This is a genomic window from Streptomyces sp. RK9 (assembly GCF_045070545.1).
Taxonomy (GTDB): domain Bacteria; phylum Actinomycetota; class Actinomycetes; order Streptomycetales; family Streptomycetaceae; genus Streptomyces; species Streptomyces alboflavus.
Genome location: NZ_CP173703.1, coordinates 684417 through 703049, shown reverse-complemented (window position 1 = coordinate 703049; position 18633 = coordinate 684417). Strand labels below are relative to the sequence as shown.

17 protein-coding genes are annotated in these 18633 nt (G+C 72.5%); 14 read left to right on the top strand and 3 right to left on the bottom strand.

Annotated elements, in window-relative coordinates:
* Window positions 1–183: 183 nt before the first annotated feature.
* The 11 genes from AB6L24_RS03010 (at window position 184) to AB6L24_RS02960 (ending at window position 12837) form a co-directional block, all read left to right on the top strand.
* Window positions 184–600, top strand: a complete 417-nt coding sequence (locus tag AB6L24_RS03010; RefSeq protein WP_405651770.1) for a hypothetical protein — start codon at window positions 184–186, stop codon at window positions 598–600.
* Complete coding sequence (locus AB6L24_RS03005) at window positions 536–1843, top strand: DUF11 domain-containing protein (RefSeq protein WP_405651768.1); 1308 nt, start codon at window positions 536–538, stop codon at window positions 1841–1843. The genes AB6L24_RS03010 and AB6L24_RS03005 overlap by 65 nt, the downstream gene beginning before the upstream one ends.
* Window positions 1840–3915 carry a hypothetical protein gene (locus AB6L24_RS03000; protein WP_405651766.1) on the top strand — a complete coding sequence of 692 codons (2076 nt, stop codon included), beginning with the start codon at window positions 1840–1842 and terminating at the stop codon, window positions 3913–3915. Before AB6L24_RS03005 ends, AB6L24_RS03000 begins: the two co-directional genes overlap by 4 nt.
* A gap of 87 nt (window positions 3916–4002) precedes the next feature.
* Window positions 4003–6123 carry an isopeptide-forming domain-containing fimbrial protein gene (locus tag AB6L24_RS02995; RefSeq protein ID WP_405651764.1) on the top strand — a complete coding sequence of 707 codons (2121 nt, stop codon included), beginning with the start codon at window positions 4003–4005 and terminating at the stop codon, window positions 6121–6123.
* 201 nt (window positions 6124–6324) lie between these two features.
* Window positions 6325–7707 carry a tetratricopeptide repeat protein gene (locus AB6L24_RS02990; RefSeq protein ID WP_405651762.1) on the top strand — a complete coding sequence of 461 codons (1383 nt, stop codon included), beginning with the start codon at window positions 6325–6327 and terminating at the stop codon, window positions 7705–7707.
* A gap of 74 nt (window positions 7708–7781) precedes the next feature.
* Window positions 7782–8111 carry a hypothetical protein gene (locus tag AB6L24_RS02985; protein ID WP_405651760.1) on the top strand — a complete coding sequence of 110 codons (330 nt, stop codon included), beginning with the start codon at window positions 7782–7784 and terminating at the stop codon, window positions 8109–8111.
* Window positions 8112–8146: 35 nt separating this feature from the next.
* Window positions 8147–8611 (top strand): SRPBCC family protein, encoded by a 465-nt coding sequence (locus AB6L24_RS02980; RefSeq protein ID WP_380844275.1) that lies wholly within the window; start codon window positions 8147–8149, stop codon window positions 8609–8611.
* A 155-nt stretch (window positions 8612–8766) separates the two neighbouring features.
* A complete protein-coding gene (locus tag AB6L24_RS02975) occupies window positions 8767–9192 on the top strand; it encodes a hypothetical protein (protein ID WP_405651757.1) in 426 nt (141 codons plus the stop codon).
* Between the two features lie 108 nt (window positions 9193–9300).
* Window positions 9301–10029, top strand: a complete 729-nt coding sequence (locus AB6L24_RS02970; protein WP_405651754.1) for a DUF3105 domain-containing protein — start codon at window positions 9301–9303, stop codon at window positions 10027–10029.
* Between the two features lie 290 nt (window positions 10030–10319).
* Window positions 10320–11387, top strand: coding sequence for an alpha/beta hydrolase (locus AB6L24_RS02965; protein ID WP_405651752.1), 1068 nt, complete (start codon window positions 10320–10322; stop codon window positions 11385–11387).
* Between the two features lie 196 nt (window positions 11388–11583).
* On the top strand, window positions 11584–12837 hold the full coding sequence (locus AB6L24_RS02960) for an alpha/beta hydrolase family protein (RefSeq protein WP_405651749.1): 1254 nt from the start codon (window positions 11584–11586) through the stop codon (window positions 12835–12837).
* 23 nt (window positions 12838–12860) lie between these two features.
* Here the strand turns inward: AB6L24_RS02960 and AB6L24_RS02955 are convergent, their stop codons facing one another.
* Entirely contained in the window at window positions 12861–14081 is a 1221-nt protein-coding gene (locus tag AB6L24_RS02955; protein WP_405651746.1) for a metallophosphoesterase, read from the bottom strand.
* Between the two features lie 224 nt (window positions 14082–14305).
* Entirely contained in the window at window positions 14306–15205 is a 900-nt protein-coding gene (locus AB6L24_RS02950; RefSeq protein WP_405651744.1) for a GNAT family N-acetyltransferase, read from the bottom strand.
* A 286-nt stretch (window positions 15206–15491) separates the two neighbouring features.
* On the opposite strand from AB6L24_RS02950, the gene AB6L24_RS02945 reads away from it, so the two are divergent.
* Complete coding sequence (locus AB6L24_RS02945) at window positions 15492–15746, top strand: hypothetical protein (protein WP_405651741.1); 255 nt, start codon at window positions 15492–15494, stop codon at window positions 15744–15746.
* A 49-nt stretch (window positions 15747–15795) separates the two neighbouring features.
* Here the strand turns inward: AB6L24_RS02945 and AB6L24_RS02940 are convergent, their stop codons facing one another.
* On the bottom strand, window positions 15796–16725 hold the full coding sequence (locus AB6L24_RS02940; protein ID WP_405651739.1) for an NADP-dependent oxidoreductase: 930 nt from the start codon (window positions 16723–16725) through the stop codon (window positions 15796–15798).
* 183 nt (window positions 16726–16908) lie between these two features.
* Here AB6L24_RS02940 and AB6L24_RS02935 point away from each other — a divergent pair, with 183 nt between their 5' ends.
* Both AB6L24_RS02935 and AB6L24_RS02930 read left to right on the top strand, forming a co-directional pair.
* A complete protein-coding gene (locus AB6L24_RS02935; RefSeq protein WP_405651737.1) occupies window positions 16909–17361 on the top strand; it encodes a winged helix-turn-helix transcriptional regulator in 453 nt (150 codons plus the stop codon).
* Window positions 17362–17515: 154 nt separating this feature from the next.
* Window positions 17516–18589, top strand: coding sequence for a hypothetical protein (locus AB6L24_RS02930; protein WP_405651734.1), 1074 nt, complete (start codon window positions 17516–17518; stop codon window positions 18587–18589).
* The last annotated feature ends 44 nt before the right edge of the window (window positions 18590–18633 follow it).

Genomic DNA, 18633 nt, shown 5'->3' with positions numbered 1-18633 from the left:
GCGCGGTGCGGTCCGGATCCCGACGGGCGGAACGCCGCGGTGGCGCTCGCGCTGGGCTGTTCGGTGCCCCCTTCTCACTCGTTCGCGCCTCATGATCATCTCAAATCGGCAGAAGTCGGATAAACAGATCATGAGTTTTGGCCGGACCGGATTCGGACCGGCCCGGAACGGTGCCGCTTCGGCGTGCCCGATGCGAAGGGGTCCCTCGATGCGACACAAGCTCAGGCGGCGTGCGGCCGCACGCCGTTGGCCGCGCGGCGCGGTGGCCCTCGCAGCCGGTGCCGCGGCTCTGGTCGCGCCGCCCGCGGCGGCGGTCACGGCGGCTGCCCTCGCAGCCCGGCCGGCCCCGGCTCCGTCGCCGTCGTCATCGCCGTCATCGCCGTCGGCGCCGTCGTCAACGAGCCCGGCACCCGCCCCGGCCGCGGGGCCGGTGTCCGGCTCGGCCGTCGCCGAGGTGTCGCCGTCGCCCTCGGGGCCGGCGTCCGGCTCCCCGGCGCCGACGGCATCGGCCTCGGGAACGCCCTCGGGCACGCCGGTGCCCTCGGCCTCGGCGCCCCGCGCGGGCACGCCGCAGCGGGGGCCGCAGAGGCTGCCCCGTGATGCCGCGTCGGCCCGGCCGACGGCGGTCCCGACGGGGACCTCTTCAGCCCGGGAGGTCGCGGACCCTTCGGCCACCCCGCCGAGCCGACGGCTCACGGCCCCGACGACCACCCCGTCACCCCGGCCGACCACACCTCCCTCGGCCACCCCGCCCGCCACCCCCGCCCAGCCGAGCCCACCCCCGCCCGCCCCGCGCGACAAGGCGGAGCCCAGGCGCACCGCCCCACCGGCGTCCGCCTCGTCGTCGCCGTCCCCGGAGGCCCGGGGGCACCGCGGCCGTCCGACGGCCGCCGCCAGGGCCGACCTGGAGGTCCGGACGCGCCCCGGGGCGGGACCGGCACGGCGCGCCGCGGTCCCGGCGAGGGCGCCGGACGGCGCGTACGACTACCGCATCACCGCCGTCAACCACGGCCCCTCGCAGGCCGTCGGCGTCACGGTCAAGGACCGGTTGCCGGACTCCCTCGTCTTCGTGTCGTCCGCGGACGGCTGCACCGCGAGCGGACGGACCGTCACCTGCGGCCCGCTGCCCCGGCTCGCCGTCGGCGCGTCCCACACCTGGGTCGTGACCGTACGCCTCGCCGACGACTACGAGGGCGACGGCCGCGACATCGTGAACCTCGCCTCGGTGTCCTCGCAGACCCGCGACCCCGACGCGAGCAACAACACGGCGTCCGTGACCGGCCTGCCCGTCCCGCCGGACTGGGGCCGCGCCGACCTCGCGCTGAGCAAGACCGCCGAACTGCCCGGCGGCCGCTCCTGGGTCAGGCCCGGCGAGACCTTCACGTACCGGATCACCGTGCGCAACCACGGTCCCGGCACGGCGCGCGGACTGCGGGTGACCGACCCGCTGCCCGCGGGCCTGCGCTTCGTCGGCTCCCCGGACGGCTGCGCCCCGGACGACGGCGGACGCCTCGTCGTCTGCGCGGGGCCCGACCGGCTCGCGCCGGGCGCTTCGGTCTCGTACGCGCTCACCGTCCGGGTGGCGACCGCGCAGACCCGTCACCTCGGCAGGATCGAGAACGTCGCCACGGTGACCTCCACGACGAAGGACCCGGACCCGAGCGACAACCAGAACCCGCCGCACACGGTGTACGTCAGGACCGGCGACCACGGCGAACTGCCGGACACCGGCGGTGACGTGCCCGCCTGGCTGGGCTGGGTCGCGGGCGCCGCGGTGACCTGCGGCGGCCTCCTGGTGATCGCGGCCAGGCGCCGCGGGGCGGGAGAGGGGCCGCGGCGATGACGGCATCCCGGCACCCGGCCGGCCCACGGCGGCTCGCCGCCCTGCTGCTCGCGCTCGGCGCCCTGCTCTGCGGACTCCTCGCACCGGCGGCCTCGGCCGCGGAGGTGTCCTTCCCGGTCCACGAGAGCTTCGACAACGGCAACGACCTGGGCACCGCCACGGGCAGCGCCAGCTACCAGGACGGCTGGCTGCGCCTGACGCCGGCCACGGCGACCAGGGCCGGTTCGTGGCAGATGAAGGACTCGTTCTCCACCAGCCTCGGCATCGTCGCGGAGTTCACGTACGCCACCTACGGCGGCAGTACCTTCGACGGCAAGCGGGGCGACGGACTGGCGTTCTTCCTCGCCGACGGCTCGGCGTCGATCGGGACCGGCGCGACCGGCGGCGCCCTCGGGTACGCCTGCGCAGGTATCGCGACGCGCTGCACCAGCAGCGGCGTGCCCGGCGCGTTCCTCGGCGTCGGCATCGACGAGTTCGGCAACTTCTCGGCCAACTCGACCGGCGCGAGCGGACCCGGCACCCAGGCCAACAGGATCGTGCTGCGCGGCGGGGGCAACGGCACCACCGGCTACCGCTTCGGCACCTCCGCCGGGGGCCCCGGCGGCACCGTCGAGACGGGCAGCCGCACCAACTTCCGCACCGTGCGTGTCACCGTGCAGCCCAGCGGCGGCAAGCTCCTCGTGTCGGTCTGGTCCGACTCCGGACCCGGCACCACCTCCACCAAGGTCATCAGCGACTTCGACGTGTCGACGGTGAGCGGCCAGCCGTCGCTGCCGTCCACCCTGCGCGTCGGCTTCGCCGCGGGCACCGGCGGCGCCACGAACAACCACGAGATCGGCGACCTCAAGATCAACGTCCCGGCGGACCTGTCGGTCACCAAGTCCGGCAAGCCCGCCACCGTGGCGGCCGGGACCGGACCGGTCACGTACACGGTCACCGTCGCGAACAGCAACGCCAACGCCGTGTCCGGAGCCGCCGTGAAGGACGCGGCGCCCGGACTCACCGGCGTCACCTGGACCTGCTCGGCGAGCTCGGGCAGCGCGTGCGGCAGGGCGTCCGGGACCGGGCCCCTCGACACCACCGCCGACCTCGCGCGCGACGGCACCGTGACCTACACCGTCACCGGCACCGCCCCGCCCCAGCCGACGACCCTCACCAACACGGCGACGGTCATCGAGCCCGGCAACCGCACCGACACCGACCCCGCCGACAACTCCGCCACGGCCTCCACCACCGTGACCGCGCGGGCCGACGCCTCCGTGACCAAGGCCGGGGTCGGGCAGGGCCCGGTGCGGCCGGGCGAGGAGTTCGACTACCGGATCACGGTGCGCGACAACGGGCCGTCCGACACCGCCAACGTGCGCGTCACCGACACCCTGCCGACCGGCCTGACGTTCGTGTCCTCCGGCGACGGCTGTACGGCCTCCGGGCAGGCCGTCACCTGCCCCGCCGCGGGCAGGCTGGCCGCGAGCGCCTCGGTGTCCTGGACGTTCCGCGTCAAACTGCACCCTGCGTACCAGGGCGACGGCTCCGACCTCGGCAACGTCGCGAAGGTGACGCACGACGTCACCGACCCCGACCTCGCCAACAACACCAGCACCGCCGCCCAGCCCCCGGGCGGGGTGCGGGCGCCCGCGGCCGACCTGGTGACCGTCAAGCGCACGACGACCAACGGGCAGGTGGCGCCCGGCGAGGAGTTCTTCTACCGGGTGACGGTCACCAACAGGGGCCCGTCCGTCGCGCGCGCCGTACGGGTCACGGACCCCCTGCCGACCTCGCTCACCTATGTGTCGTCCGCCGACGCCTGCACCCTGTCGGGCCGCACGGTCACCTGCGGACCGGTCGCGACCATGACGCCGGGGTCCACCACGTCGTGGACGTTCCGGGTGCGGCTGGACGCGGACTACAGCGGCGACGGCACGGACGTCCTCAACGTCGCGACGGCCGACGCCGACACCGCCGACCCCGACACCGGCAACAACAGCGGCAGCGCCACCGTGCCGGGCGGCCGGGTCAAGCCGCCGACGGCCGACCTCGAGTTCGGCAAGAAGGCCGAGAACACCCCCTCCTGACGGGTCCCGCCGCGCCGGCGGGACACCTTCCTTCGCACGTCCGTACAGCGGTGTACGCGACCGGAGCACGAACGGAACCGATGTGAGATGAGTACGACACGACATCGCCGACGCGTCCTGGTGGGCGCCGCGGTCGCCGTGCTGGTCTGCGCGCTGCCGCAGTGGTCGGGCCAGGACCAGGCCCGGGCGGCGGCCCTCTCCGGCTCCGCGCCGCGGGTGAGCACGCAGCTGAGCCGCGCCCTGCCCGCGGCGGACCGGGCGGACACACCGCCCGGCGGACTGATCACGTACACCCTGACAGCGAAGAACAACGGGCCTTCCGTGGCCCGGAACGTGACGGCGTCGGACACGCTCCCCGAGGGCATGTCGTTCGTGTCGTCCGCCGACGGCTGCTCGGCGAGCGGCCGCACGGTGACCTGCGGTCCCGAGCCGCAGCTCGGCGTGGGCCAGACCAAGAAGTGGACGTTCCTCGCCCGGCTGAGCCCCTCCTACCAGGGCAACGGCTCGGACCTCGGCAACAGCGCGGAGGGCACGTCGGACGCCACCGACCCCGACCCGGACAACAACAAGCCGGACCCGGTCACGCCGCCCGGACCCTTCACGCCCGAGTCGGACATCTCGACCGTGAAGACGGCACTCGGCACCGGGCCGATCGTGCCCGGCGAGGAGTACGAGTACGAGATCGAGGCCTTCAACGCCGGTCTCTCGGACGCCCGCAACGTGAGCGCCGTCGACACGCTGCCCGACGGCATCTCGTTCGTGTCGTCGGCCGACCCCTGCACGGCGTCCGGGCAGCGGGTCGCGTGCGGCCCGCACGCGAAGCTCACCCCCGGCGCCTCCGTGAAGTGGACGTTCAAGGTCAAGCTGAGCGCCGCCTACCGGAGTGACGGCTCCGACCTGCGCAACACCGCGACGTCGACGTCCGACTCCAAGGACCCCGACCCCACCAACAACACCAGCACGGCGGTGCTCCCGCCGGGCGGCGTCACCGAGCCCCGGGCCGACCTCTGGGCGGGCAAGGAGCCCACGACCACCACGCCCATCGCGCCGGGCGAGACCTTCGAGTACGCCGTGACCGTCACCAACGACGGGCCGTCGCGGGCGCTGAACGCGAAGGCGACCGACACCCTGCCCGCGCGCCTCGCCTTCGTGGGCTCGGCGGACGGCTGCACCGCCTCCGGCCAGGACGTCACCTGCGGGCCGCAGGCCGTCCTCGAACCGGGCGCGTCGAAGACGTGGAAGTTCACCGTCCGGCTCGACTCGGAGTACACCGGCGACGGCAGCGACATCCGCAACACCGCGACCGTCTCCTCGGACACGACGGACCCCGTCCCCGCCAACAACACCAGCGCGGCGGCCGGCCTCCCGGGCAGCAAGGTCAACAAGCCCACGGCCGACCTGGCCGTGACCAAGACCGCCGTCGGCGACCGGGCGCCGCGCCCCGGCGAGACCTTCGACTACAGGATCACCATCACCAACAAGGGCCCGTCGGCCGACGCCTACAACGTCAAGCTCACCGACGACCTGCCCGTGGGCCTGTCGTACGTCTCCTCGTCGCCCGCGGGCTGCACGGTCTCCGGACAGGCCGTGAACTGCCGGCGCACCACCCCGCTCAAGGTCGGCGAGACGGCCGAGTACACCCTGACGGTGAAGGTCGACCCCGCCTACCAGGGCGACGGCAGCGACATCAAGAACACCGCCCATGTCACCGCCGACAACATCGACCCGAGCAGCGACAACGACACCGACACCGCGGGACCGCCCGACGGCACGATCGCGGCGCCCGCCGCCGACCTCGCGATCGTGAAGAAGCCCACCACGGACAAGCCCGTCGCCCCCGGCCAGACCTTCGACTACACGGTCACGGTCACCAACAAGGGCCCCTCCCAGGCCGAACAGGTCCAGGTGTCCGACGTCCTGCCCACGGCGCTGAGCTTCGTCTCCTCCGACGACCCGTGCACCGCGGGCCGCACGGTCACCTGCGGGCCGCTCGCGACCCTGGCGCCCGGCGCCTCGGTCAGCTGGGTGTTCAAGGTGAAGCTCGCCGCCACCTACACCGGTGACGGGGACGACCTCGACAACACGGCCACGGTGTCGTCGGCGACCAAGGACCCGGTCACCGGCAACAACTCCAGCACCACGGGCCCGCCCGGAGGCAAGGTCACCAAGCCGGAGGCCGACCTGGAGGTGAGCAAGCAGATTCCCTGACGTCCTTTGGACGCCATCGAGCGAACGGCGCCTGACCGGTGAAATCCCCGGTCAGGCGCCTTCTTCATGGGCCTCTGGAAGAAGCCGGGGTTGTCCTGGTCCCGCCGTGGTGTCCGTCCTGCCGCGGACGGGCAGAGATCACTGCGGCACGAGGCGACCCGTCGGGAGGACACAGTGGTCACGGACCGGCACGCACACACGATGACCCACACCGACACCGACGCCGCGCGGCACTACGAGGCGGCGCTCGACCACCTGCTCCACTTCCGCGAGGAGGTCGTGCCGGAGGCCGGCGCGGTACTCGACGCATCGCCCCGCTCCGCCATGGGGCACGTCCTCGGCGCGTACCTCGGTCTCCTCGGCACGGAGGAGCAGGACGCGGCACAGGCGGCCACGGCCTTCGAGGCGTACCGCGCGGACGTGCACGCGGCCGAGCTCACCCCGCGCGAGCGCATGCACGTCGAGGCCGCGTCGCTCTGGCTCGACGGCGACCTGCACGCGGCGGGCCGCGTCCTCGCCGAACTCGTCGTCGCGCACCCGAAGGACGCCCTCGCCCTCGCCGTCGGCCACCAGATCGACTTCTTCACCGGCAACGCCGTGCTGCTGCGCGACCGCGTCGGCGGCGCGCTGTCCGCCTGGGACACCGACGACCCGCACTACGGCCTGCTCCAGGGCATGTACGCGTTCGGCCTCGAGGAGGCCGGGCACTACACGCAGGCCGAGGGCGTGGGCCTGGAGGCCGTCGAACGCGATCCACGCGACGTCTGGGGCATCCACGCCGTCGTGCACGCCTACGAGATGCAGGGGCGGTACGAGGACGGCATCCGCTACCTCGACGCCCGCTCCGCCGACTGGTCGACCGGCAACTACCTCAACGTGCACAACTGGTGGCACTACGCCCTGTACGTCATGGAGACGGGTGACACCGACAAGGTCCTCGAGGTGTACGACGCCGCCGTGCACCACGAGGGTTCGGGCGGGGCCGCGATGGAGCTCCTGGACGCCGCGTCCCTGCTCTGGCGGCTCCATCTCGCGGGCACCGACACCGGCGACCGCTGGCCCGCGCTCGCCGACGCCTGGGCGCGGCGCGGCGACGGCGCGTACTACGCCTTCAACGACGTCCACGCCGTCATGGCCCACGTCGGTGCGGGCCGCATCGCGGATGCCGAACAGCTCATCCGGGACCGGGAGGGCTGGCTGCGGGACGCGGGCTCCGGCCGCCCGGGGCTCTCGAACGCTGCGATGACCGCCGAGATCGGGCTTCCGGTGTGCCGGGCCCTCGTGGCCTACGGACAGGGGCGCCACGCCGACGCGGTCGACCTCCTGCTGCCGCTGCGGCACCGCCTCCACACCTTCGGCGGCAGCCACGCGCAGCGGGACGCCGTGCAGAAGACCCTGGTCGAGTCGGCCCTGCACGCCGGACGCCACGACCTCGCCCGCACGCTCCTCAGCGCGCGCGTCAACCTGCGCCCCCGGTGCCCCTACGACCAGGACGCGTGGGCCCGCCTCGCCAAGGCCGCCAAAGCCGTCAAGGCCCCTCGCGCCACGGCTTGGCACGGCCGGGATCCGCGGCCGCCTGTGTGAGATCGCCGCTCGGGGGCACCCGGAGTGACGGAGATCGAAAGACGGCGTGGCCGAGACCGAAGGAGTACGGATCCATGACCCGGCGGACGCACCACTTGAAGAGCCCGGCCGCCCCCGAACGGCTGCGCAAGCACGCCGAGGAGACCAAGCAGGGGCTCGGCAGGACGGTCGACGCGCTGGCGGCCGCGACGACCGACGTGAAGGCCAAGGCCGCCCACACCACGGACCAGGCCAAGGCGATGGCCAGTCAGGCCGGAGACAAGCTCCAGGAGCAGACGCCCGAACTCCTGCGGCAGAAGGCGGGCCAGGGAGCCGAGGCGGCGCGCAACAACCGCGGGCTGCTGCTGGCCACCGCGGTCGGAGTCACCGCCCTGTGGCTGGTGTTCCGGCGCAAGGAGAAGTGAGAGGCCCGCACCCGCGGGCCGGAGGAGGCACGCTGATGAGCACGGTCACGGAGACGGTGGACGTCGAGGTTCCCGCGTCCACCGCCTACAACCAGTGGACGCAGTTCGAGGAGTTCCCCCACTTCATGGAGGGCGTGGAGGAAGTCGTCCAGCTCGACGACCGGCGCAACCACTGGACCACCAAGGTCGCCGGTGCGCGCAGGGAGTTCGACACCGAGATCATCGACCAGCTCCCGGACGAACGCATCGCCTGGCGGACGACCAGCGGCGACATCAAGCAGATGGGCATGGTCCGGTTCCAGGCCCTGGACGCGTCCCGCACCCGCGTGGAACTCGTGATGGAGGTCGAGAACGAGGGCCTCGCGGAGAAGGCCGCCGAGGTCACCGGCGTCATCGACCGGCGGATCAAGGGCGACATGCAGCGGTTCAAGCACTACATCGAACACCGCGCGCAGGAATCGGGGGCATGGCGCGGCCGGATCAGGCCCGAGGACGTCTGACATCTGAAAGCCGTCATCAGGCACCGACACCCCGAGGGCCGCGCGGAGACACCCTCCGCGCGGCCCTCCGCCGTGGCCCGCGGACCGGCGCGTGACGGCCCCGGCGGCCGAGCCGACGTACCGGCGACGACGAAGGGGACGTACTATCTGCGGCCATGACCCTGGGCGCACGGAACGCACGGCACGGCACGGCGCGGGCCGTCCGCCGCGGTGCCGTGCTCGCCTGCGCCCTGGCCTCGGTCCTGGCCGTCCTCTGTGTGTGCTTCGGGTCCCTGACGCACCATGAGGACGGCGGCGGCCGCGCCGCCCCGGCGGCGCCCGTCCCCGGCGTCGCGAGCCCCGCCGTCGTACCCGAACGAGAGACGGGACCGGCCCTCGGCCACGACTGCCCGCCCAGCGAGCGCTGCGCAGCCGTCACCCACCACGCCGCGCTCACGCTGCCCGCGCCCGAGCCCCCGGCCCCCGTCACCGACGAGCACGCCGGGCAGCCCCGGCACGCCCCGACCGCACGGCCCGCGCCGCGCGGACCCACACGTCGGCAGGCCCCCGACCTCCACGTCCTTCAGGTGCAGCGGACCTGAGGGCGGCCCACGCGCGCCCCGCCACGGGCGCGCGCGTACCGCTGCCTTCCCTCCCTCACCCGCGACCACCGCTGTGCCCGGCACAGCGGGGACAAGGACCCGCACGCCATGAGCACTTCGAAGTCCCCCAGATCCACCGCCAAGTCCTCGGCGTCCACGCGCCCATCGGCGAAGTCGCCCTCCAAGAGGGGCAAGAGCGCCGCGACCGCCGCCGAGCGCAAGGCCCGCATCCAGGAGCTGCGCCGCGCCGAGCGGGCCCGCGAGCGACGCAACCGCATCCTCACCGTCGCGGCGAGCGTCGCCGTGGTCGTGGGGCTCGTGGGCTTCGGCACGTACGCACTGGTGTCGTACGACGACCAGCAGGAGAAGCAGGACGCCGCGGCGGCGGCCCCGGTCAAGGGCGAGAAGACCTGGGACGCCGAGAAGCTCGGCCGCAACCATGTGGACAAGGAGGTCGACTACCCGATGACTCCCGCGGTCGGCGGCGATCACGCGCAGGCCTGGGTCAACTGCCAGGGCAACGTGTACGACAAGCCGGTCGGCAAGGAGAACGCCGTGCACTCCCTCGAACACGGCGCCGTCTGGATCACGTACAACGACAAGGCCGCCGCCGGTGACATCGAGCGGCTCGGCGACAAGGTCAGCGGGACGCCCTACACGCTGATGAGCCCCGTCGCGGAACAGCGCGGCGCCATCACGCTCACCGCGTGGGGACGCCAACTGTCCGTCACCGAGGCGTCCGACCCGCGGGTGGACCAGTTCCTGGACAAGTACGTCCAGGGTCCGCAGACACCCGAGCCCGGGGCGGCGTGCACCGGGGGAGTCGGGGCGGCCTGAGCGGACGCTTGGGTGGTGCGACGAGCCGGTGACCGGCGCTTCGCACCACCCGGGCCCGCCGGGTTCAGACCGCCGCCCGCGCCGCGGTCTGCTCCTCCGTCAGCAGCAGTCCCGCGAAGACCGCGAAGGCCGCGAAGACCGCGGCTGCCGACTGCTCCCACGGGAGTAGCGCCCGACTCCCGGCGACGGATGTCACCCCGCGCTGCCGTGCCCGGCGTCGAGGGCATGGACGGGGTGCCCGGCCTTCCCGCCCCGTCTCACCCACCCGCCCCCACCGACTGGTCACGATCATGCGCAAGAAGCCTCATCTCAGGTCCCTCCTGTCCCTGTTGCCCCTCGTCGTCCTTCTCCTGCCCGGCCCGGCCGGTGCCGCAGCCCCGGCCGCCGGGGAGCACGCGCCCACGAGCGCGCGGACGGCCGCACCCGACGGTGCCCGCGTGATCGCGGACCGGCGCCTCGGCCTGCGCCTGCGCGATCTCACCGTCTCCTCGCCCGCGCTGGGACGCGACGCGAAGGTCCGGCTGCTCACCCCGGACGGCTGGGAACAGCGCCGGCCCCAGGACCGCTGGCCCGTGCTGTACCTCCTGGTCGGCGGCGACGGCAACCACAAGGCGTGGACGGAGGACTACGCCTCCCGCGTCCAGGAGCTGCCCGCGCTGCGCGATGTCCTGGTCGTGATGCCGGAGATGCCGCCCTTCGGCTTCGACACCGATTGGTTCCACCGCGGCGAGGGCGGCCCGCCCGCCGTCGAGACCTTCCGCCTGGACGCGGTGCGCCCCCTTCTGGAGCGGGGCCACGGCGCCGGAACGCGTCGTGTGGCCGCGGGCGAGTCGCAGGGCGGATTCGGCGCCCTGTCGTACGCGGCGCGTCACCCCGGACTGTTCCGCGCGGTCGCGAGCTACAGCGGCTTCGTGCAACCCTCGCGGGATCCGCACGCGATCAGGGCCGCGATGACGTACCTGGGGCTCGACTGGCGCGCCCTGTGGGGCGATCCGGTCATCGACCGCGCCAACTGGCGGGCGCACGACCCCTACGACCTCGCCGAACGCCTCCGAGGAGTCCCCGTCCACCTCTCCGCCGGCGACGGCACCGCGGGCCCCCTCGACCCGCCCGGTGGGGAGCCCGACCCGGTGATCCCCGGCCTGGAGGACCCCGCGGACCCGTTCCCCGAGGACGCCGTCTCCCCGACCGAGTCACTCATGGCCCGTCAGTCCCGCGCGCTCGCCGACCGCCTGCACACCGTCGGCGTCCCGGTGACCACCCACTTCTACACGGGCACACACTCCCCGCCTTACTGGGCAAGGGAGTTCCACAGGTCCCTGCCGACGCTGCTGCGCGCGCTGGCACCGGCGTCCTGACCCCCGGACGTCGGCACCGGGCGGCAGGAGCCGGTGTCACCCCTGGCTGTCGCCGTACAGGTGCATCACAGGTCGCCAGTTGTCACCCCTGGGCCGACGCCGCGCGCGGTGTCGGCCTCGTAGCGTGCAAGGCCTGTGAACGTCACGGCGCGCCGTTCCGCGTGCCGGACCGAACCACCGACAGAAAGCGACCCACATGAAGGCAAGGCATGGTGTGCCCCTGGCCGGTGCGGCAACCGTCGTGGCCCTGCTCGTCTCCGCCGGGGGTGTCTCCGCCGGGAGTTCCGCCGGGGGTGCCCCCGCGCGTGGCAGCACCACCGTCGCATACGCGGACACCGCCACGCCCACGCCCACGCCACCGGACCGGCCCGCACCGGCCCTGCCCGAGCCTTCGGGCGACAGGCCGGTGGGCCGGACGACCCTGCACCTGAAGGATGAGGACCGGGCCGACCCCTGGGTGCCCGAGGTGCGCCGCGAGCTGATGGTGTCCGTCTGGTACCCGGCGAGGAAGCCCTCGGGCACGCCCGCGCCGTACATGACCGCGGAGGAGTCCCAGCAGTACGTCACAGCCAACCGGATACCGGTCCCGCCGACCGCGTTGAGCGAGGTGGGCACGCACGCGACGGTCGGCGCCGAGCCGGTCCCCGCGCCCGGCGGGCTCCCGCTGGTCGTGCTCTCTCCCGGCTTCGGCATGCCGCGCGCCACGCTGACCGGGCTCGCCGAGGAACTCGCCGCGCGCGGCTACGTCGTCGCCGCCGTCGGGCACAACTACGAAGCCGAGGGCATCTCCTTCCCCGACGGACGCACCACGTCCTGTGTGGCGTGCGCGGACAGGAACTTCCCCAAGGTCGGCGCCGTCCGCGCGGAAGACGTCACCTTCGTCCTCGACAAGCTGACAGGCAGGGCCGCGCCGAACGCCACCGGCCGAAACCCGTCCGAGCCCCGGCCCTGGGCCCTGCCCTGGAAGGGCGGCCCCCGGATCGACACCCGCCGCGTCGCCATGGTCGGCCACTCCGCCGGAGGCTTCAGCACGATCCCCGCGATCCTGCGCGACACCCGGATCAGGGCCGCCGTCAACATGGACGGCAACTACCACTTCCCCAACGACACCCCCGTCGACCGCCCGCTGCTGATGCTGGGCAGGCCCAGTCACGTACCCGGCGGGAAGGACGGCACCTGGGACGAGACCTGGACCGAACTGACCGGGTGGAAGCGCTGGCTGACGGTCGACGGCATCGAGCACAACTCCTTGACCGACCTGGCACCCCTGGCCGAGCAGTACGACATCCCCCTGCAGAACCTCGACGGCGACCGCGCCGACGCGATCGTGCGCGCCTACGTCACCGCGTTCCTCGACACGCACCTGCGGGGGCGGGAGAGGCCGCTCCTCGACGGTCCTTCGGCGCGGTACCCCGAGGTGCGCTTCCACGCCCCTCGGGGCCTCCGCTGACGGAACCGGCGGCCCGGCCCGCGCTACGGCGAGGTGGGACCTTGGGGGGAGCGGAGTACGAGCAGGGTGATCTCGCTGGGCGCGAAGACGCGGAAGGGCGGGCCCCAGAAGCCGGTGCCGCGGCTGGTGTACAGGAGGGTGCGGGTGCCGTGGCGGCTGAGGCCCGCCAGTGCGGGCTGGTCGATGCGGACCAGGTGGTGGAAGGGCCAGATCTGGCCGCCGTGGGTGTGGCCGGAGAGCTGGAGGTCGACGCCGCCGGCCGCCGCCCGGTCGATGAACTTGGGCTGGTGGGCCAGGAGCAGGACGGGGTGGTCGGGGTCGGCGCCGTGCAGGGCTCCTGCGAGGTGGGCGCGGTGGCCGGGCAGGCCGGAGGACTCGGCCGTGACGTCGTCCACGCCGGCGACCACGAGGGTGTCGCCGTCGCGTTCGAGCAGCAGGTGGCGGTTGCGCAGCGGCTCCCAGCCCAGCTCGTCCATCAGGTCGACCCAGCCCTGGGCCTGGCTGTAGTACTCGTGGTTGCCGGTGACGTAGACCCGGGCCCGGGTGGCCCGCACGGTGCCGAGCGGCGCGGCCTGGGCGCGGCGGCGTGCGGCCGTGCCGTCCGCGATGTCCCCGGTGTGGCAGACCAGGTCGGCCTCCAGGGTGTTGACCGTCTCGCAGACCCGCGCCGACCAGCGGGCACGGTCGAGCGGGCCGTAGTGGGTGTCGGTGATGAGGACGACGCGCGTACCGTCCAACCCGGCTCCCAGCCGCGGAAGCTCTACGTCGAGGCGGCGCACCCGCGGCACCCGGCGAGCCTCGGCGTACCCCCAGGCGAGCAGCACGGCGGCGGTGCCGAGGGCCGCCCAGGTGACGGCCCTGGCACGGTCCTGGCCGTCGCCGACACCGGTCACGGCCAGGGTGAGCCGCAGCAGGGCGCCGAGGAGAACGGACCAGGTGAACAGGGTCCAGATGGCGCCGAGCAGGGTGTCCCCGATGATCGCCGCCCAGTCCTGCTGGCGGCGGCCGTGGCCGCGCACCATCGCGAGCGGCATGCCGATCAGGCCGAGGGCGAACAGCGCGGTGCCGGCCAGCGTGACGGGGAGCGGCCAGTGCTGGCCGGTGTGCAACAGCATCCAGCAGGGCACGGTCCACAGCAGGACGGGAGCGATCAGGGGGAGGTGGCGCATCAGGCGGTGCAGTCGGCTCGGCCGGGTCTCGTGCTCCGCACTGTCGGCGGTTCGGGTCTCGCTGGTGCCGGTCACGCTTCCCCTCCTTGTCGAGCAGCCAGGCTGCCGTCGACCGCACTGTATCCGGCCGCCTTCCCTCCGGTCGGTCGAGGTGGCAGGTGAGGACGACGGCGTGATCATGCCGGTCTCGCGGCGACGGGCCGCTGTGAACGGCGGTGCGGCGTCCTCGCCGACGAGGGGTCCGGCCCTGCTCTCGGACCGGACCCCTCACCGCGCGCTATTCCTCGCTGGGCCGCTTGCTAGGCCGCTCGACCCGTCGGGTGGAAGTTGATGCGTTCCCTGACGACAGGGAAGCCGGCCTTGGCGAAGTGCGCGGCCATGGGGAAGTTGCCCCGGTCCGTCGCCCCGCTGATGAACTCCGCGCCGTGCTCGACGAGGAGGTGCGCGCACTCCACCAGGAGGTCGTAGGCGTAGCCGTGACCGCGCTGTTCCGGTACGACTCCGATGAAGCCGACGGTCGGTCCTGAGGGGTTGTGGGCCGGGATGTGGATGCCGGCCAGGTCGCCCTCGGGCGTGTACGCGGTCTGCCACCACTCCCGTGGGGAGGGGCACCAGTGGAAGAAGTCGAGTTCCTGCTGGGCGGCCTGGTCGGGGCCACCCTCCTCGATGGCTTTGAGCGCGTGGGCGTCCAGGGTGACGGAGTGGATGCGGCGCAACGCGTCGAAGAACACGGTGTCGTCGGGTTCGGCGCTGAAGCGCAGGCGTCCGGGCCGCTGGGGCAGACCTCGCTCCGGGGTCCAGCGGTACAGGAAGCGTTCCACCAGAAGTTCGTACCCCGCGGCTCGTGCTGCGGCGAAGCGCGCCCCGGCGGCGGCGCGCAGGTCGGGCTTGTCCCGCCAGTCGCCGGGCAGGTTGATCTCGAGTTCGACCTGCCAGGGAGCGGAGCGCAGGAGTTCGGCCCCTGCCTCCTCCTCGCCCTCGGCCACGTCGAACCAGTTGACGTTGACGGGCTCCGAGTCGTCGGGGCCGCCCCACCACGCGCCGCGTGCGACGACTTCGCCGTCGCGCAGGGCGACGCGCTTCCAGTCGGGGCGGAATTGGGTACGCCGATGGGCTTCTCGGGCGTCCAGGGGGTCGGGGAGCGCGTCGAAGAGATGAGCGTCGCGCGAGGAGAGCGCGTGGATGACCGGATCGGTCATGGATTCCTCCGGGATGCGTGCTGCTGGGAGCGCTCCCGGTCAGGACTCACGAACCACGCCGGGACAGCGGAAAGAGGGAGCGCTGGAAAGGTGTGAACCGCACGGCACTCGCCTCCTTCCATCCATCTCAGGGCGTGGAGCCACACAGTAAGTGATCTGCCGGGGGCGCGTCCACGGCTTTTCCTCGGCGCGGGCGGGCACGGTTGCCTCCCGGTTCCTCTCTCACCTCAAAGTGCCTTCTTGTGAGGTGGGCAAGGGGCACTTTACGGACGGCGAGGTGCAATTGGTGGGCATCGGTGACTTCCTCCTGTTCGCGGGCCCTCCGGAGGAGCGCGCGAAGAACATGCACGGCTCCGCGACGGTCGTCGTAGCCGATCTGGATGATCTGACAGCGACCCTGCTTGCGGCCGGAGCCGTGATCACCGAGGCTGCCACGTTCGCACCCACAGGCCACTATCTGTACGCACGTCATGTCGGAGGGCCGGAAGTGGAATACGTGGAATGGAAGCCGGACCTGGTCCGACGCGTTGTTCCCCAGTGACCGGGTGTGCCTGGCGGGCACTTACGCCCCGGTGGCGGTACGCCCGGGATCAGAGGGTGAGGACGAGCTTGCCCCGGAGGTGACCGCCGTCGAGCAACCGGTGCGCGTCGGCGACGCGTTCGAACGGGAACGTCTCCTGTACGTGGACCCGGAGCCTGCCCTGCTCGACGAGGTCGACGAGACCCCGCAGGGCGACCGGATCGGGGTCGACCGCGATCCCGCTGAAACGCATGCCGGCCGCCTCGTACTTGGCGATGAGCCGCGCGTCCTCATCGGCGACCGCCGTCACCAGGTGACCGCCCGGGCGGAGCACTTCGAGGGACTGCTCGACGGTGTCACCGCCGATCGTGTCGAGCACGACGTCGACGTCCCGGACCGCCCTGGTGAAGTCGACCGCGGTGTAGTCGATGACCTCGTCGGCGCCGAAGCTTTCGACGAACGCCCGCTTGCTCCTACTGGCAGTCGTGATCACGTACGCGCCGAGGGCTTTCGCGATCTGGATCGCGACGTGGCCGACGCCGCCACCACCGGCATGGACCAGGACCCTGTCACCCTGGCTCACGCCTCCGAGGTCGACGAGGCCCTGCCATGCCGTCAGCCCCACGATCGGCAGCGCCGCCGCCTCGACGTGCGACAGCGACGCGGGCTTGCGCGCCAGGTGCAACGCCGGCGCGGACACGGTCTCGGCGTACGCGCGCGCCGCCCGCGGGAACAACGGCATCCCGAACACCTCGTCTCCGGGCCTGAACCGCCACGTCAGCGCCCCCTCCTCGACCACACCGCTGATGTCCCAGCCGAGGACGAACGGCGGCCGCCCGAGCAGCGGGAACTCACCGGCGCGCAGGCGCGCCTCCAGCGGGTTGAGCCCGATCGCCTTGACGCGGACGAGCACCTCCGTCGGGAGGGGCCGGGGATCGGGCGCGTCCACGATGGTGAGCACTTCGGGACCGCCGAGGGACTGCTGCGTGATGACTCGCATGACTCTCCTGGTTCGGAAAGAGGTCGGGAAGAAGTCAGGAAGAAGGGGGAGAAGAGGAGGGAAGAAGGGGGCGGAAAGAGGGGGGAGGAAGGGGGCGGAAGGAGGGGGGGAAGAAGGGGGGGGAAGAAGGGGGGAAATCCAGGCTAGGTTTCCGACAGGAACCGGCAGGTACCTTAGGAACCCATGAGCCGTACTGGTCCCGATGACCTCTTTCTCGCTGACTGTCCGGCGCGTCTGGCGGTCGAGCTGATCGCCGACAAGTGGACGGTGGTCGTGCTGGCAGGCCTCAGCGAAGGCCCCGTCCGCCACGGCAAGCTGATCGAACTGATCGGCGGCATCTCCCGCAAGGTGCTCACCCAGACGCTCCGACGGCTCGAGGCACACGGACTGATCCGCCGCCATGCCTACGCCGAGGTGCCACCCCGCGTCGAGTACGAACTCACCCCGCTCGGCACGACGTTGATCGAGCCCATCCGCGTCCTGGCCGAATGGGCGAGGGTGAACGGCGACGCAGTGCTCGACGCACTCGACACATTCGACGTGCTCGACACCGGCCCAGAGCCGGTCGAGCGTGGCGCCGCGGCCGGGCCGATCCCGAGGAGTCGCGGGTGGCGTTCGGGTCCCGATCCCCTATGACCGAAACGACACCTCTCACATGTCATGTGCCTCATTGACCCCTCAGCGCCGTCGCGGTTGCATGCTGGGGGACCTCCGGTAGGGGACCGGGGGCACGACCTTTCCGAGTGGGGGAAAAATGAGGGGAAACACCGACCGGAGAACCACCAGACGCGTGTGGGGTGCGTCAGGCGCGGCGGTCGTGGTGTGCGCGGTCACCGCGGTGCTGCCCGGAGCCGCCGCCTCGGCCGAGCCCGCGGGTGACGCGCGAGACAGCGGAGCCGGTGTGGAGAGGATCAGTGTCGCGGCCGACGGCACGCAGTCCGACGGCGATTCCACCGGTGGCGCGATCACGACCGACGGACGCCGCATCGCCTTCACGTCGTCGGCGAAGAACTTCACGCCCGGCAACGCCGCGGGAAGCGACCGGGTGTATCTGCGTGACGAGCCGTCGGGGCAGCTCAAGCAGGTGGGCAGCTACCCGATCGGCTCCCCGGTGATCAGCGGTGACGGGGAGTACTCCGCGTACTGGGTGCTGCTGTTCAGGGACACCAAGGTCAAGCTGGCCCAATGGACCGCGGGCAGTTCGATCGGCCTCAACTGCGATGCTCTCAACTGCAGTCAGCCGTCGCTGAGTGGGGACGGCCGCTATGTCGCCAATGTGGCCACCATCGGTCGGCCGTCGTCCAGTCAGCGCATCGACGTATGGGACTGGCAGGCCAACACCAAGCAGGAACTGGCCTGGTTCGACCACACCGCGCCGTCCCGCCCGTCCATCAGCGGTGACGGCCGCTTCGTCGCCTACCAGGACGGCAAGGCCAAGGACGTCTTCGTGTGGGACCGGGACCACGGCTCCACCTCCGACCCGATCGAGGGCCCGGCCAAGGAAGCGACGATCGTGCAGATCAGCGAGGACGGCAGCAAGGTCGTCTACCTCTCCGGCTCCGACACCTACGTCCACGACGTGAGCTCGGGCACCGCCCAACGAGTCCCGGACGTCAAGGGCCTGGCCATCGACCCCACCGGCAACCATCTGCTGTACGCCCCGAACGACACGACCGGACCGTCGCTCGTCCTGCGCGACCTGGGCGCGGGCACCGACGAGGTCGTCTCGAACCAGCCCGCCTCGGCCGGGGTCGACGCGGTCAGCACGGGTGGACACGACGTGGTCTTCGCGTCCAAGGCCGACGACATCGTGCCCGGTGACACCAACGGCAAGTCGGACGTGTTCGTCCGCCGCTTCGCCTGATCGCTCCTGCTGCCGCGCGCTGCGGATGCCGCACCGCTCCCGTA